Here is a 12,747-nt window from a genome sequence, read left to right as displayed (position 1 = left end):
TGACCGATGCTCCCACGCACGCCTGGAGGGGCCGACCTCCGACGCGCATGGGCGACGACCTGCTCACGGAGGGTGTGCGACACCACGGACAGCGCGACACGCCCGGCGCATGCTCCCCACCAGCACCGCCGACAGCACCCCCGACGCTGTCTAGCGTTCGTCGCTGTGACTCGTGGGGCTCCAGCCGTCAGCGTCCCGGCGACCCGTCCCGGGGCCGCGGACGGGGGCGCGGACGGGGGCGCGGACGGGGGCGCGGACGGGAGCGCGGACGGGAGCGCCGCGGTCGTCCGCGCGGTCCCGGGTGCCCGCCCGGTGCCCGCCCCGCCGCGGGGCGCGGCGCCGGCTCCCGCGGCTGCACCGGCGGACCGGACGCCGCCCGCCGCTCACCCGGCGGACCGGACGCCGCCGCCCGGGCAGGCCCCCCGGGGTCCCGGCCAGGCCGCCGCCCCCGCCGCTGCCCTCGTCACTCCCCCTGCCGCTCCGCCCGTCACCGCGCCCGTCACCGCGCCCGTCACCGCGCCGGCCACCGCCCCGGCGGACCGGACGCCGGCTGCCGTCGAGGCCCCCGCCCCCGCCCCGGCTCCCCCGGCCGACCGGCGCGCCCCGGCGCCGGCAGGCGGCGGGCGCGCGGCCCGGCGGCGGGAGCGGCGCGGTCCCGGCGTGCGGGAGCGGCGCCGGCTGGAGACCCACGACCGGATCGTCGAGGCCGCCGCCGCGCTGTTCGCCGAGCGCGGCTTCGACGCGGTGAGCGTCGTGGAGATCGCCCAGCGGGCCGGCGTCGTCGAGAAGACGGTGTTCAACCACTTCCCGGTCAAGGAGGGCCTGGTGCTCGCCACTGACCCGCCGATGCGCCGCGCGCTGCTCGCCGCCGTGGCCGGACGGCCGGCGGGTGAGTCGGCGGCCGCGGCGGCCGGCACGTTCGTCGTCGCGGCGATGACCTCGCTCGGCGACCCGGAGGCCGCGGCCGGGGTGGCCGCGATGGCGCGCATCGTCCGCGGCTCGCGGACCCTGCAGGCGCGCGAGCGGGAGATCCTCGGGGAGATCACCGCGGCGCTGGCCGCGCAGATCCGGGAGGAGACGGGATCGGGCGACGGCTCGGTCGAGCCGGAGCTCACCGCGGCGGCGGTCACCGCGCTGTACGGGCGGCTGCTGGAGCTGGCGCGCGACCGGGTGCTGGCCGGGGTGACCGGGCCGGAGCTGGCCGCGGAGCTGCGCGCCGCCGGCCGCCGCGGGCTGTCGCTGCTGCAGTTCGGCCTGGCCGGGTACGCGAAACGCCGCTGACGGGCGATCCCGGAACGGCGCCGCGTCTGCCAGGGTGCGCGGCGTGCGCCTGCGCCGGACCACCCTCCTCCTGCCCTGCGTCGCGCTGGCCACGTCCGGCTGCGCGCTGCTGACCGCCGTCGCCGCGCCCGACGAGGAGCGCCCGGTCGCGGTGTCCGCCCCGACGCCGTCGCTCCACGTCCCGCCGCCGCCCGCGCCGGTGGGGGTGGGTGCGGCGCGGCTGGCCGACCGCTCCGGCGACCTGGCGTTCACCGCGTCGGTGCGGGTGACCCGCTCGCCGGTGTCCGTCGGCCTCCCGCCGCTGCCGGGCTCCTCCGCCGTCGACTGCGCGCTCCCCGACGACGGCTCGGTGCGCTCCCTCGTCGTCGAGGTCGGGTTCGCCAACGAGACGTTCGCCATGGCCGGGCTGGCGGCGACCGTCGAGCTCACCGCGGCCGACGGCGGCGCCCCGCGGGCGGGCACGGCGGTGTTCGTCGGGTCGTCGGCGCCGGGCACGCGCTGGTGCCAGGACGGGACGACGGCGCCCACCCGCGACGGCTTCGGCCTGTCCGCCGGGGCCGGGGGCGGCGCCTCGGCGAGCGTCCACGTCGTCGCGCGCGACGCGGCGCCGACTAGCGACCTGGTGCTGCGGATCTCGGGGCTGCGCAACGAGGCGGGCTCGAACGCCACCGGACCGTGGGACCGGGTGACCGTGTCCGCCGGGGCCTGCGCCGACGACCCGGCGGCGCTGTGCGTGCCGCTGGGCTGAGACCCCGGCGTCAGGCCGGCAGCTGCAGGGCCCGCAGCAGCTGGTCGGCGCGGTCGCCGGGGAGCTCCGGGTCCCGGGTGAACAAGGCGACGGCGACCATGTACTCGTCCTCGCCGGCCCAGCCGCGGCCCTCGGCGGCGATCCGCCGGATCTGCTCGCGCACCTTCGGCTCGCTGCTGTAGGGCCCGTAGTCCAGGCCCATGGCGAGGAAGTTGACCACCCGGTAGCCGAGGTCGGCGGCGGTGCCCACGGTGGTGACCGGGTCGGCGTAGCTCGCGACCGCGGTGACGACGTGGTCGTAGCCGGCCTTGAGCAACTGCAGCGTGAGGTCGTTGCCGCGCTCCCCGCCCCACAGCTCGGGCATGAGGATGTCGCGGTCGGGCGCCGGGATGTAGGGCGGGTTGGAGATCGCCGTGGTCACCGGCTCGCCGCCGGAGGCGTCGGCCTGGTCGAAGAAGTCGCCGAGCTCGACGGTGTAGCGGTCGGCCACGCCCCGCTCGGCGATGTTGGCCCGCGCCGCCGCGACCGAGTCGGCGCTGATGTCGTAGCTGCGGATGCGCAGGCCGGGCAGTCCCGCGACGACGTCGGCGATGGCGGAGGCGTCACCGGTGCCGAGCTCGACCACCGGCGCGGACTCCCAGCCCAGCTGCTCCCGGTACTGCTGGAGCAGCATGCACACCGAGAACCCGTAGTGCGCCGACTCGTCGGCCGAGCTGAAGCAGCTCATCGGGCACCCCCCGCGGGGCGTCGGGGGGCGGTCCGGGATCGGGCATCGGTGCGCACGGGGAACGCCTACCCGGCGATCTCGATCGACACTCCTGCGTCCCACCACCCGGTGGCACGCGACCGGGCGGCGCGGCGCCTACTCCGCCCGGGCCGCGGCCGCGACGGCGAGCAGCTCGCGGGCGTGCGCCTGGCCGGTGTCGCTGTCGGTGAGGCCGGAGAGCATCCGGGCGAGCTCGCGCACCCGGTCCTCGCCGTCGACGGCGCGGATGTCGGTGGCGGTGACGCCGGCCGCGGTGTCCGGGGACTTGTCGACGACCAGGTGGGTGTCGGCGAACGCGGCCACCTGCGCGAGGTGGGTGACGACGACGACCTGGTGGTCGCGCGCCAGCCGCGCCAGCCGGCGCCCGATCTCGCCGGCCGCCTGCCCGCCGACGCCCGCGTCGACCTCGTCGAACACCATCACCGGCACCGGGTCGGCCCCGGCGAAGACCACCTCGATGGCCAGCATGACGCGGGAGAGCTCACCGCCGGAGGCGCCGCGGTGCACCGGCCGCGGCGGGGCACCGGGGTGGGCGGCCATGAGCAGCGCGACCTCGTCGATGCCGTCGGGGCCGGGCTCGTCGGGGTGGCTGTCGATCGAGAAGGACACCCGGGCGCTCTTCATCGCCAGGCCGGCGAGCTCGCGGCCCACCTCGGCGGCGAACCCGTCGGCGGCGGCGCGGCGGCCGGCGGAGATCCGGGCGGCGAGGTCGTCGACCTCGGCGCGGGCGGTGTCGCGGGCGGCCTCCAGCGCCTCGAGGGCCTCGTCGGAGACGTCGAGCGCCGACAGCTTGGCCCGGGCGTCGTCGGCCCAGGCCAGCACCCCGGCCAGCCCCTCCCCCGGGTCGGCGTACTTGCGCACCAGGGCGGTGAGCGCGGCCCGCCGGTCGAGGACCTCGGCCAGCCGCGCGGGGTCGGCGTCGAGGTCGGCGACGTAGCCGGCGAGCTGCACGCTGACGTCGGAGACGACGGCGACGGCGTCGGCGAGGTCGCGGGCCAGCAGCACCAGCGCCGGGTCGTCGGTGGTGGACAGCGCCCGCTCCGCGGCGGCGAGCGCGGCAGTGGCGTCCTGCGGCAGCCCCTCCGCGCCGAGGTCGCCGGTGACGTCGCCGACCAGGGCCATGCGCGCCTCGTCGACGGCGGCCCGCAGCGCGTCGGCGTCGCCGAGCCGCTTGGCCTGCGCGTCGAGGGCCTCGTCCTCGCCGGGCTCGGGCGCCAGCCCCTCGATCTCCTCGAGGCCGTGGCGCAGCACCTCGGCGGCCTGGGCGAGCTCGCGGGCCTGGCTGCGGCGTCGGTCGAGGTCGGCCGACAGCTCGCGCCAGCCGGCGTAGGCCGTCCGGTAGGACTCCAGCAGCTGCAGGTGCGCGGGGCCGGCGTAGCGGTCGAGGGCGTGCCGCTGCTCGGCGGGGCGGGACAGCCGCAGCTGGTCGCTCTGCCCGTGCACGGCGAGCAGGCCCTCGGCGAGCTCGGCCACGACGCCGACCGGCACGCTGCGCCCGCCCAGGTGCGCCCGGGACCGGCCCTCGGCGCTCACGGTGCGGGCGAGGATGAGCGACCCGTCGTCGTCGGGCTCGGCGCCGGCCTCGGCGGCGCGCTCCCACACCGGGGAGCCCTCGGGCAGTTCCAGGCGCCCCTCGACGCCGGCCCGCCCGGTGGCGCGGACGCGGCCGGGGTCGGCGCGCCCGCCGAACAGCAGCGTCAGGCCCGTCACGACCATCGTCTTGCCGGCACCGGTCTCGCCGGTGACCACGGTGAGGCCGCGGCCGAGCTCGAGGGTGACGTCGTCGATGGCGCCCAGGCCGCGGATGCGCAGCTCGGTCAGGCGCCCGAGGTCGTGCGGCGCGCGGGCCGCCGGGGCGCTGCCGTCTCCGGCGGGCGCGGCCTGCCCGGCCGCCGCCGCGGGGCCGGTGTCCGTGGAGCCGGTGTCCGTGGAGCCGGTGTCCGTGGAGCCGGTGTCCGTGGAGCCGGTGTCCGTGGGCGCGGCGGTACGCCGGGCCCGGGGACCGCGCTCACGCGTCGGGGTCCGCGGAGCCACCGCGCACCTCCTCCCGTGCCGGGCCGCGGCCGGGAGCCGGCGGGAGCGACACCACGTCGCGGGTGAGCACGTTGCGCGACGGCGTGAGCTCGTGGCCCGGGTCGTGCCGGCGCACCTCGCGGAAGCCGCGCACGGGCAGGCCGAACTTGGCCACCAGCCGGTCGCCGAAGGTCGCGGGGTGCACGCGGGCGATGCGCACCGGGCGGGCGGCCCGGCGCACGTCGACGCGGCCGCCGTCGGGGACGTCGAAGGCGCGGCGGCCGTCGGCGGAGACGCGGGCGCGGTTGCCGTCGGGCGGGATGGAGACCGACAGGACGGCGTCCGGTGAGGTCACCAGGGGCCGGGCGAAGAGGGCGTGCGCGTTGGTGGGCACGAGCAGCATCGCCTCGACGTCGGGCCACACGACCGGGCCGCCGGCGGAGAACGCGTAGGCGGTCGAGCCGGTGGGCGTGGCGAACAGGACGCCGTCGCAGCCGAAGCTGGTCAGCGGCCGGCCGTCGATGGAGATGACGACGTCGAGGACGCGCGAGCGCTGCGCCTTCTCCACCGAGACCTCGTTGAGCGCCCAGGTGCCGCCGACGACCGCGCCGGTGGCGTCGATGACGTCGACCTCCACCGCCAGCCGCTTCTCCACCGAGTACTCGCAGCGCTCGATGGCGGTGAGGGTCTCCTCGACGGCCTCGGGCTCGGTCTCGGCGAGGAAGCCGACGCGGCCGAGGTTGACGCCCATGAGCGCGGCGTGGCTGTAGCGGGCGAGCTCGGCGGCGCGCAGGAAGGTGCCGTCGCCGCCGAAGACCATGACGATCTCCGCGCCCCGGGCGGCCTCGGCGTCGGCCGGGACCACCTCGGCGTCCTCGATGCCGAGGTCCTCCGCCTCGTCCTCGAGGACGCGCACGACGATGCCGGCGCGCGCGAGCCGCGCGGCGGAGCTGCGGGCCAGTTCGACGATGTCCTCCCGCCCGGTGTGCACGGCGAGCAGCACGTGCCGCGTACCCCCGGGACGCCATCCGCCCTGGCCGGCCTCGCTCATCGGTCCTCCCCGCTCGTGGCTGTCCTCCTGCGCCTGCTGCACCCGCGTCCCGTCCCAGCGTCCCCGAGGATCGCCGCCCGCGCCCGGCCCGGTCACCGGGGTCCCTCCTCGACGGCCCGGACGACGTCGGCCTCCTCCGGCGGCGGCGCGTCGCGGCGGAGCCAGAGGAAGAACTCGACGTTGCCCGACGGCCCCGGCAGCGGGCTGGCCACCACCCCGGCGGTGCCCCAGCCCAGCTCCGCGGCCGCGCGGGCGACGGTGAGCACGGCGTCGGCGCGGTGCGCCGGGTCGCGCACGACCCCGCCGGCGCCGAGCCGCTCGCGCCCCACCTCGAACTGCGGCTTGACCATGGGCAGCAGGTCGGCCCCCTCCGTCGCGCAGGCGGTGAGCGCCGGCAGCACGAGCCGCAGCGAGATGAACGACAGGTCGGCGACGACCAGCTCGGCCGGCCCGCCGACGTCCTCCGGCGTGAGCGTCCGGACGTTGGTGCGCTCGTGCACCCGCACCCGCTCGTCGGTGCGCAGCGACCAGGCCAGCTCGCCGTAGCCGACGTCCACGGCGACCACCTCGCGCGCGCCACGCGACAGCAGGACCTCGGTGAAGCCGCCGGTGGAGGCGCCGGCGTCGAGTGCCCGGCGGCCGGCGACCTCCACGGGGAACGCCCCGAGGGCGCCGAGGAGCTTGTGCGCGCCGCGGGACACCCAGCGCTGCTCGTCGGGGTCGGTGCGCACGACCACCGGCGTGGCGGCGTCGACGCCGGTGGCCGGCTTGGTGGCGGCCTGCCCGGCGACGGCGACGCGCCCCTCGGTGATCAGCTCGACGGCGTGCTCGCGGGAGCGGGCCAGGCCCCGCCGCACGAGTTCGGCGTCGAGTCGGCTGCGGCGTGGCATCAGAGCTGGTCGATCGTGGCGAGCTCGCGGGCCAGGCGGTCGTGCTCGGCCTCGAAGACGGGCACGTGTTCGGCGACCGGCAGCTCGGCGAGGCCCTCCAGCACCGACGCGGACGCGCGGGCCGGATCCGCGGCGGGACCGGGCCGCGGCGGGCCCGGGACCGGTCGCGGTCGGCTCGGCTCGGTCATCGCGGGGACCTTCCGGGAGGCAGTGGGGAGGCCGGTCGGGCACCCCGGGGCGCGGGGGCCGCGGCGTGGGGGACGCGGTGTCCCCGGCCCGCGCGAGACTACCGGCCGCGGACGACACCGTCGGTCGCCAGCAGGGAACGGCGGGCGCTCCCGCGGGCGCCCGGCGGGAGGTCGCTCGGGCCCCTCGCCCGCTCGTGACGGAGCCCGCCGGGGACGGCCGCGAGGCCCCGCACGACCCGGTCCGGCCGGGCCCACCGCACCGGGCGTCGCTCACCGCGGCGCCAGGTCCCAGCCGGCCAGCGCCGCACGGGCCGGGTCGTCCCCCGCCCGCACCCGGACGCCGGCGTCCTCTCCCCCGCTCTCGCGCGACCAGGCCGCCACGCACAGCGCCCGCAGCCCGTCGAGCCCGTCCGTGTCCGCACCGCTCGCGTCCCGGTCGCTGCCGGCCGAGCGCAGGACCCACGTGCCGTCACCGTCGGCGGCCGCCACCCACGCGCCGCAGCGCCAGCCGCCGTCCGCGGCCGTCACCGCCGGATGGGCGACCAGGACGCCCCGGGCGTCGGGTGCGAGGAGGTCGGGCCGGTGGTCCGGCCGGGCGGCCAGCAGCGTCGCGGGCACCGTGACGCCGCTGAGCACGAGCAGGCTCGCCGCGCCCGCGCGGTGGCTGCCCTCGATGTCGGTGTCGAGCCGGTCGCCGACGACCAGCGGCCGCTGCGCCCCGGTGCGGCGCACGCACTCGGCGTGCATCGCCGGGTCGGGCTTGCCGCTGACCAGCGGCTCGACGCCCGTGACGTCCCGCACCACCCCGACCATCGCCCCGTTGCCCGGCAGCGGCCCGCGCGGCGAGGGGATGGTGGCGTCGGCGTTGGTGGCCACGTGCCGGGCGCCCCGCCGGACGGCCACGACCGCCTCGGCGACCTGCAGCCACCCGACCTCGCGGCCGTAGCCCTGCACCACGGCCACCGGGTCGTCCTCGGCCCGCTCCACCACGGTCAGCCCGGCCGCACGCAGCGCCGCCGCGACCCCGGGACCGCCGACCGGGAGCACGCGGGCGCCGGCCCCGAACAACCCCACGACCACGGACGCGGCGGCCTGCGAGCTGGTGATCACCTCATCGGGGACGGCCGGTACGCCCAGCTCGGTGAGGTGCGCGGCCACCTCCTCCGGCGGGCGGGCCGCGTTGTTGGTGACGAACCCCAGGCGCATCCCGGCCGCGCGCGCGGCCGCCAGGCCCTCCGGGACGCCGGGGACCGCGTCGGGGCCGACGTACACGACGCCGTCGAGGTCGAGCAGCGCCACGTCGAAGAACTCGGCCGGCGGGCGGCTGCTGCCGGCCGCCAGGGCCGGCGGCGCTCCGGCGCTCACGCCGCCCCCGGCCCGGAACCGCGGCGGGCGCGCACGCCGCGCAGCGCGCGGGCGTAGTGCGGCAGGTCCGGCCGCAGCGCGACGGCCAGCGCGAGGTGCTCGGCGGCCAGGTCCAGGTCACCGGACCGGCTCGCGGCCAGGCCGAGCCCGAACTGGGCGTAGTCGTCGGTCGGGTTGACCGCGGCCAGCTCGCCGAAGCTGTCGACGGCCTCGCGGTAGCGGCCGGCGTCGTACTGGGCGCGGGCGAGCGCCTCGAGCACGCTGCGCGAGCCGGGCTCGGCCTCGGCGGCGCGGGTCAGCAGCGTGGCCGCGGCCGCCGGATCGCCGTTGCTCAGCAGGTCGAGCCCCCGGCGGTACCACTCGTAGACCCCGCCCTGGGGCCCCGTGCTGCCGGCCTCCCCCTCGGGCGTGGTCTCCGCCCCCGCGTCCTCCGGCGGTCCTGCTGTCGACACCGATGCCCTCCCGATCTCCCGCGGTCGCCCCCGCCCGCCCCCGGTGACCGGTCGCGTCGGCGGGCCGGGGACGGCGGCTCCTACGATCCGGTGGTGCAGTCGTCGTCGGCGGGTCCCCCGCTCCCCGTCCCGACGGGGCTCGACGTCCGACCCTTCCGGGCCCTCACCTACCGGCAGCAGGACCCCGGGCACCTGGCCCGGGTGAGCTCGCCAGCCTACGACCTGGTGACGCCGGACGGCGCCGAGCGACTGGCGGCCGCCGACCCGCACAACATCGTGCGCCTGATCCTGCCCGGGGGCACGTCCGGTCCGGGGACCGCCGGCGCCCGCGGCCCGGCCGCGGCCGGGGACGTCGCCGCCCGCGCCGCCGCCACCTTGCGGGACTGGGAGCGCGACGGGGTCCTGGTCCGCGACGCGGAGCCCGCCCTGTGGCGCTACGAGATGCGGCCGGTGACGGGGGCGCCGACGGTCGGCTGGCTCGGCGCCGTCGCGGTGGCCGCCGCCGGCGGCCGGGCCGTGCTGCCGCACGAGGACACCTTCCCCGCCGCCGTCGAGGGCCGCCGCGCGCTGCTCGCGGCGACCGCGACCGACCTCGAGCCCATCGTGCTGGCGCACGACCCCGAACCGCAGGTCGCCGCGCTCACCGTGTCCGTCGGCGGCACCGACCCCGACCTCGAGGTCGTCGACGACGACGGCGTCGCGCACCTGCTCTGGCGCGTCACCGACCCCGCGGTCCTGCAGGACCTGACGGGCGCCCTGGGCCGGACCGGCGCCGTGATCGCCGACGGCCACCACCGCTTCGCCGCCGCGCAGGCCCTGCACCGCACCCACCCCGACGGCGACTGCCGCGTCCTGGCCCTGCTGACCCCCATGGGCACCGGCGGCCTGCGGGTCGAGTCGATCCACCGGGTCGTGCCGGACCTGGACCTGGCCGGGGCCGCCGACGAGGCCGCCCGCGGTTTCGAGGTGGCCGACGTGCCCGTCACCGGCGGCCCCGGGGCACTCTCCGCGTTGGCGGCGTCCCTGCTCCCCGACCTCGACGGCTTCCTCGTCACGGACGGGGAGCGCCTGCTGCACCTGACCGGGCCCAGCGCCGAGGTGCGCGCGACGGTGCCCGCCGAGGCACCGCCGGCGTGGCGCGGCCTCGACGTCGTGCTGGCCACCACCGGCCTGGTCGGCGCGCTGTGGGGCCGCAGCGACGAGCCCGGGTCGCTGCTGGTGGCCCACAGCGTGCCCGAGGCGCTCCGCCTGGCCGGTGCGCGGTCCGGGGTGGCCGTACTGCTGCGCCCGCCCTCGCCCGCCGATGTCGCCGCCGTGGCCCGGGCGGGTGCGCGCATGCCGCGCAAGTCCACGCTGTTCGTGCCGAAGCCGCGCACCGGGCTGGTGCTCCGCCCGCACGGCGGCTGACCGCACGTCGGTCACGCCGTGCGGACGCTGCCGCCGGCCGACGAGCGCGGCACCTTCCGCCCGCGCCGGCAGTTGACCTCGACCACCGAGGCGGTGCCGGCACCCGTCCGCCAGAAGCGCCGCTGCAGCGCGCCCTCCACCTCCACCACGTCGCCGGCCTCCCAGGCGGCGATGCGGCGCTGCAGCGCCCGGTCGTAGGTGATGCAGGTGAGGACGTCGACCGAGGAGCCGCGGGCCCGGGGCTCGGGCCGGCGGACGACGAGGCGGAAGGTCACCAGGGGGTCGCCGCTGGGCAGGGTGCGGAGCTCCGCGGGCGCCGAGAGGCGCCCGCGGAGCACGACGTCGTTGCGGTCGATCACGGCCACGCTCATGACCGCAGCGTGGTGCCGTCCTGCCCCCGGCCGAGCGCGGCCGGGACGGCTGTGGACGGGAGTAGCCGGTGTGGACGACGCCGGGGGGATCGTCGGTGGTCAGTGCCCGGGCTGGTCCTCCGCCGGCGGGTCGACCTCACCGAGCAGCTCGGCCACCTCGCGCTCGACGTCGGCGTCGAAGTTCAGCTCGCCCGGGCCGGCCGATTCGGCCTCGTCCTCGTCGTCCGAGAGCTCGTCGTCCGAGAGCTCGTCGTCCGAGAGCTCGTCGTCCGAGAGCTCGTCGTCCGAGGCCTCGTCGTCCGAGGCCTCGTCGTCCGAGGCCTCGTCGTCCGCGTTCTCGGTGTCCGCGTCCGGGTCACCGGAGACAGGCCGCGCGTCCGCGAGGTCGGCACGGTCCAGTCCGGCGAGCGGGAGTTCCTCCTCGCCGAAGGCGATGTCGTCGTCCTCGGGCTCGGTGGCCGCGACGACCTCGCGCCACGCGGCCGCCGACGGGTCCCCGGAGGCGGCGAGCAGGTCGGCGTAGGCGGAGGCGAGCCGCCGGGTGCTCTCGTCGCCCAGGTCGACCCCATCCGGGGTCGGCCGCCCGCCCAGGGCGCCCTCGAGCACCAGACGCGCAGCGGCGACCTCACCGAGGTCCTGGCGTGCACCGGCCTCGACCAGTTGCAGCTCGACGGTCTCCTCGCGGTCCGGGCGATCGGCGAGCGCCTCGCGCACCAGCCGCAGGGCGACCTCGGGCCGGCCCAGGGCGCGCTCGCAGTCGGCCAGGACGGCCCGGTACCCCTCCTCGCCGCTCATCCGGCGGTAGGCCCGCAGCTCGCGCGACGCCTCGGCGTAGTCGCCGGCGTGGTAGGCCGCGACACCAACGGCCTCACGGACGACGGCGAGTCGCGACGCGCGGTCCCGGGCGGCGCGGGCGTGGGCCAGCGCGAGCTCCGGGTCCTCGTCGACCAGGGTGCCGGCGACGACCAGGTGCTTGGCGACCTTCTCCGCGTTGCGCGCGTCGAGACCACGGAGCGCCGCACGGACCGACGGATCGAGATCGCGCGGGTCCGCCCAGTCAGGCAGGTCCGGGCCGGGGGTGGCCGGCGGGGTCCGGTCGCGGTCCGGGCGCGGACGGCGGTCGTCCGTGGGCCGACGGTCGCGCCAGTCCCTGCCGCCGGCACGGTCGGAGCGTCCGCCGCCACGCTGCTCCGGCCGGCCCCTGCCGGCCTCGTGGCCACCGGCTCGCGCGGGACGCTCGCCCTGGGGTCGGCGGTCACGCCACTCGGGGCGGGACCCCTCGTCCTGGCGCCGCTTGCGGTCCTCCGACGACCGGGGGCCGCGCGGCGCGTCGTCCCGTCGGGCAGCGGGACGGCCGCCCTCGACGCGATCACTGCCCGGACGCCGGTCGCGCCAGCCGCCGGTGGAGCGGTCACGGGCCGGACCGACGTCGTTGCGACGCTCCTGCCACGACCCCGACGACCGCTCGCCCTCGGGACGCCGGTCGCGCCAGCCGCCCCCGCCGCCGGACGGCCGCCGGTCCTGCCGGTCACCCGCCGGACGGTCGGCAGCGGGCCTGCGGTCCCGCCAGTCCCCGGAGGAGCGGGCCGGGCGCCGGTCCTGACGGTCGTCGCCGCCGCGGTCGCTGTCGGGGCGACGGTCCCGCCAGTTGCCGCCGGCCCGCTCGGTGCCGGCACGACGGTCGCGCCAGTCCCCGCCACCGCGGGTTCCGGCGACCGGACGGCCGGAGCGGTCACCCTGGGGGCGGTCCGCACGGGCGCCCTGCCCGCCGCGGGAGGACCCGCTCTCACGACCACCCGCCGTTTCGTCACGTCGGGAGCCGTAGCCGCTCGAGTTGCGCCCCGCCCCCGTGGGGCGGCCTCCCGATCGCGGGCCCTGTCGGTCGTCGCGGCCGGACCGGCCCTGACCGCGGGCGTCCTGGCCGTCGGGCCGGCCACGGCCGGCGGAGCCTCGTCGGGGAGATGTCATGGAGTCGTCAGTACCTCGTACGGCGGGGAGCACTCCTGCGAGCGCCCGGTGGAATGGAGTCTGCGGACAACGCACGAAAACGGGGGCCGGAGCCAATGGCTCCGACCCCCGTCTCGAATGGTTGTCCGGCGGCGTCCTACTCTCCCACCCCGTCTCCAGGGCAGTACCATCGGCGCTGAGAGGCTTAGCTTCCGGGTTCGGAATGGATCCGGGCGTTTCCCTCTCGCCATGGCCGCCGTAACACTGT

At 78.4% G+C, this 12,747-nt stretch carries 12 protein-coding genes and 1 rRNA gene; 3 read left to right on the top strand and 10 right to left on the bottom strand.

The window, feature by feature from the left end; genetic code table 11:
* Positions 1-660: 660 nt before the first annotated feature.
* Both ACI79X_RS15165 and ACI79X_RS15160 read left to right on the top strand, forming a co-directional pair.
* A complete protein-coding gene (locus tag ACI79X_RS15165) occupies positions 661-1,281 on the top strand; it encodes a TetR/AcrR family transcriptional regulator (RefSeq protein ID WP_457026241.1) in 621 nt (206 codons plus the stop codon).
* 43 nt (positions 1,282-1,324) lie between these two features.
* A complete protein-coding gene (locus tag ACI79X_RS15160) occupies positions 1,325-2,029 on the top strand; it encodes a hypothetical protein (RefSeq protein ID WP_457026240.1) in 705 nt (234 codons plus the stop codon).
* A 10-nt stretch (positions 2,030-2,039) separates the two neighbouring features.
* Here ACI79X_RS15160 and ACI79X_RS15155 read toward each other — a convergent pair whose 3' ends face one another.
* The 7 genes from ACI79X_RS15155 to ACI79X_RS15125 form a co-directional block, all read right to left on the bottom strand.
* Complete coding sequence (locus tag ACI79X_RS15155; protein WP_457026239.1) at positions 2,040-2,756, bottom strand: methylase; 717 nt, start codon at positions 2,754-2,756, stop codon at positions 2,040-2,042.
* Positions 2,757-2,891: 135 nt separating this feature from the next.
* Positions 2,892-4,829 carry a DNA repair protein RecN gene (gene recN / locus ACI79X_RS15150; protein ID WP_457026238.1) on the bottom strand — a complete coding sequence of 646 codons (1,938 nt, stop codon included), beginning with the start codon at positions 4,827-4,829 and terminating at the stop codon, positions 2,892-2,894.
* The gene (locus ACI79X_RS15145) at positions 4,804-5,859 is read right to left on the bottom strand and encodes an NAD kinase (RefSeq protein WP_457026237.1); all 1,056 of its coding nucleotides are present in this window, start codon (positions 5,857-5,859) and stop codon (positions 4,804-4,806) included. The genes recN and ACI79X_RS15145 overlap by 26 nt, the downstream gene beginning before the upstream one ends.
* A 92-nt stretch (positions 5,860-5,951) precedes the next feature.
* Positions 5,952-6,749: a TlyA family RNA methyltransferase gene (locus tag ACI79X_RS15140; protein ID WP_457026236.1), complete on the bottom strand. Its 798-nt coding sequence runs from the start codon at positions 6,747-6,749 to the stop codon at positions 5,952-5,954.
* Positions 6,749-6,937, bottom strand: coding sequence for a hypothetical protein (locus tag ACI79X_RS15135; protein WP_457026235.1), 189 nt, complete (start codon positions 6,935-6,937; stop codon positions 6,749-6,751). Before ACI79X_RS15135 ends, ACI79X_RS15140 begins: the two co-directional genes overlap by 1 nt.
* A gap of 270 nt (positions 6,938-7,207) precedes the next feature.
* Positions 7,208-8,302 (bottom strand): HAD-IIA family hydrolase, encoded by a 1,095-nt coding sequence (locus ACI79X_RS15130; protein WP_457026234.1) that lies wholly within the window; start codon positions 8,300-8,302, stop codon positions 7,208-7,210.
* Positions 8,299-8,754, bottom strand: a complete 456-nt coding sequence (locus ACI79X_RS15125; RefSeq protein WP_457026233.1) for a tetratricopeptide repeat protein — start codon at positions 8,752-8,754, stop codon at positions 8,299-8,301. The genes ACI79X_RS15130 and ACI79X_RS15125 overlap by 4 nt, the downstream gene beginning before the upstream one ends.
* A gap of 90 nt (positions 8,755-8,844) precedes the next feature.
* Here ACI79X_RS15125 and ACI79X_RS15120 point away from each other — a divergent pair, with 90 nt between their 5' ends.
* Positions 8,845-10,161 (top strand): DUF1015 domain-containing protein, encoded by a 1,317-nt coding sequence (locus tag ACI79X_RS15120; RefSeq protein WP_457026232.1) that lies wholly within the window; start codon positions 8,845-8,847, stop codon positions 10,159-10,161.
* 11 nt (positions 10,162-10,172) lie between these two features.
* On the opposite strand, the gene ACI79X_RS15115 is transcribed toward ACI79X_RS15120, so the two are convergent.
* From ACI79X_RS15115 to rrf, 3 genes are all read right to left on the bottom strand, one after another.
* Positions 10,173-10,532 carry a single-stranded DNA-binding protein gene (locus ACI79X_RS15115; RefSeq protein WP_457026231.1) on the bottom strand — a complete coding sequence of 120 codons (360 nt, stop codon included), beginning with the start codon at positions 10,530-10,532 and terminating at the stop codon, positions 10,173-10,175.
* Between the two features lie 99 nt (positions 10,533-10,631).
* Positions 10,632-11,327 carry a hypothetical protein gene (locus tag ACI79X_RS15110; protein WP_457026230.1) on the bottom strand — a complete coding sequence of 232 codons (696 nt, stop codon included), beginning with the start codon at positions 11,325-11,327 and terminating at the stop codon, positions 10,632-10,634.
* 1,296 nt (positions 11,328-12,623) lie between these two features.
* A 5S ribosomal RNA gene (rrf, locus tag ACI79X_RS15105) occupies positions 12,624-12,740 on the bottom strand.
* Positions 12,741-12,747: the final 7 nt, after the last annotated feature.

Source organism: Geodermatophilus sp. SYSU D01119 (genome assembly GCF_054049975.1).
Note: the sequence above shows the minus strand (reverse complement) of the source record. Positions and strands in the feature narration are given on the sequence as shown.

Bases quoted from the DNA above. Each gene is read 5' to 3' on its own strand.
- ACI79X_RS15155 (WP_457026239.1), bottom strand. From the start codon at position 2,756: ATGAGCTGCTTCAGCTCGGCCGACGAGTCGGCGCACTACGGGTTCTCG.
- ACI79X_RS15135 (WP_457026235.1), bottom strand. From the start codon at position 6,937: ATGACCGAGCCGAGCCGACCGCGACCGGTCCCGGGCCCGCCGCGGCCC.
- ACI79X_RS15140 (WP_457026236.1), bottom strand. From the start codon at position 6,749: ATGCCACGCCGCAGCCGACTCGACGCCGAACTCGTGCGGCGGGGCCTG.
- ACI79X_RS15145 (WP_457026237.1), bottom strand. From the start codon at position 5,859: ATGAGCGAGGCCGGCCAGGGCGGATGGCGTCCCGGGGGTACGCGGCAC.
- ACI79X_RS15115 (WP_457026231.1), bottom strand. From the start codon at position 10,532: ATGAGCGTGGCCGTGATCGACCGCAACGACGTCGTGCTCCGCGGGCGC.
- ACI79X_RS15110 (WP_457026230.1), bottom strand. From the start codon at position 11,327: ATGAGCGGCGAGGAGGGGTACCGGGCCGTCCTGGCCGACTGCGAGCGC.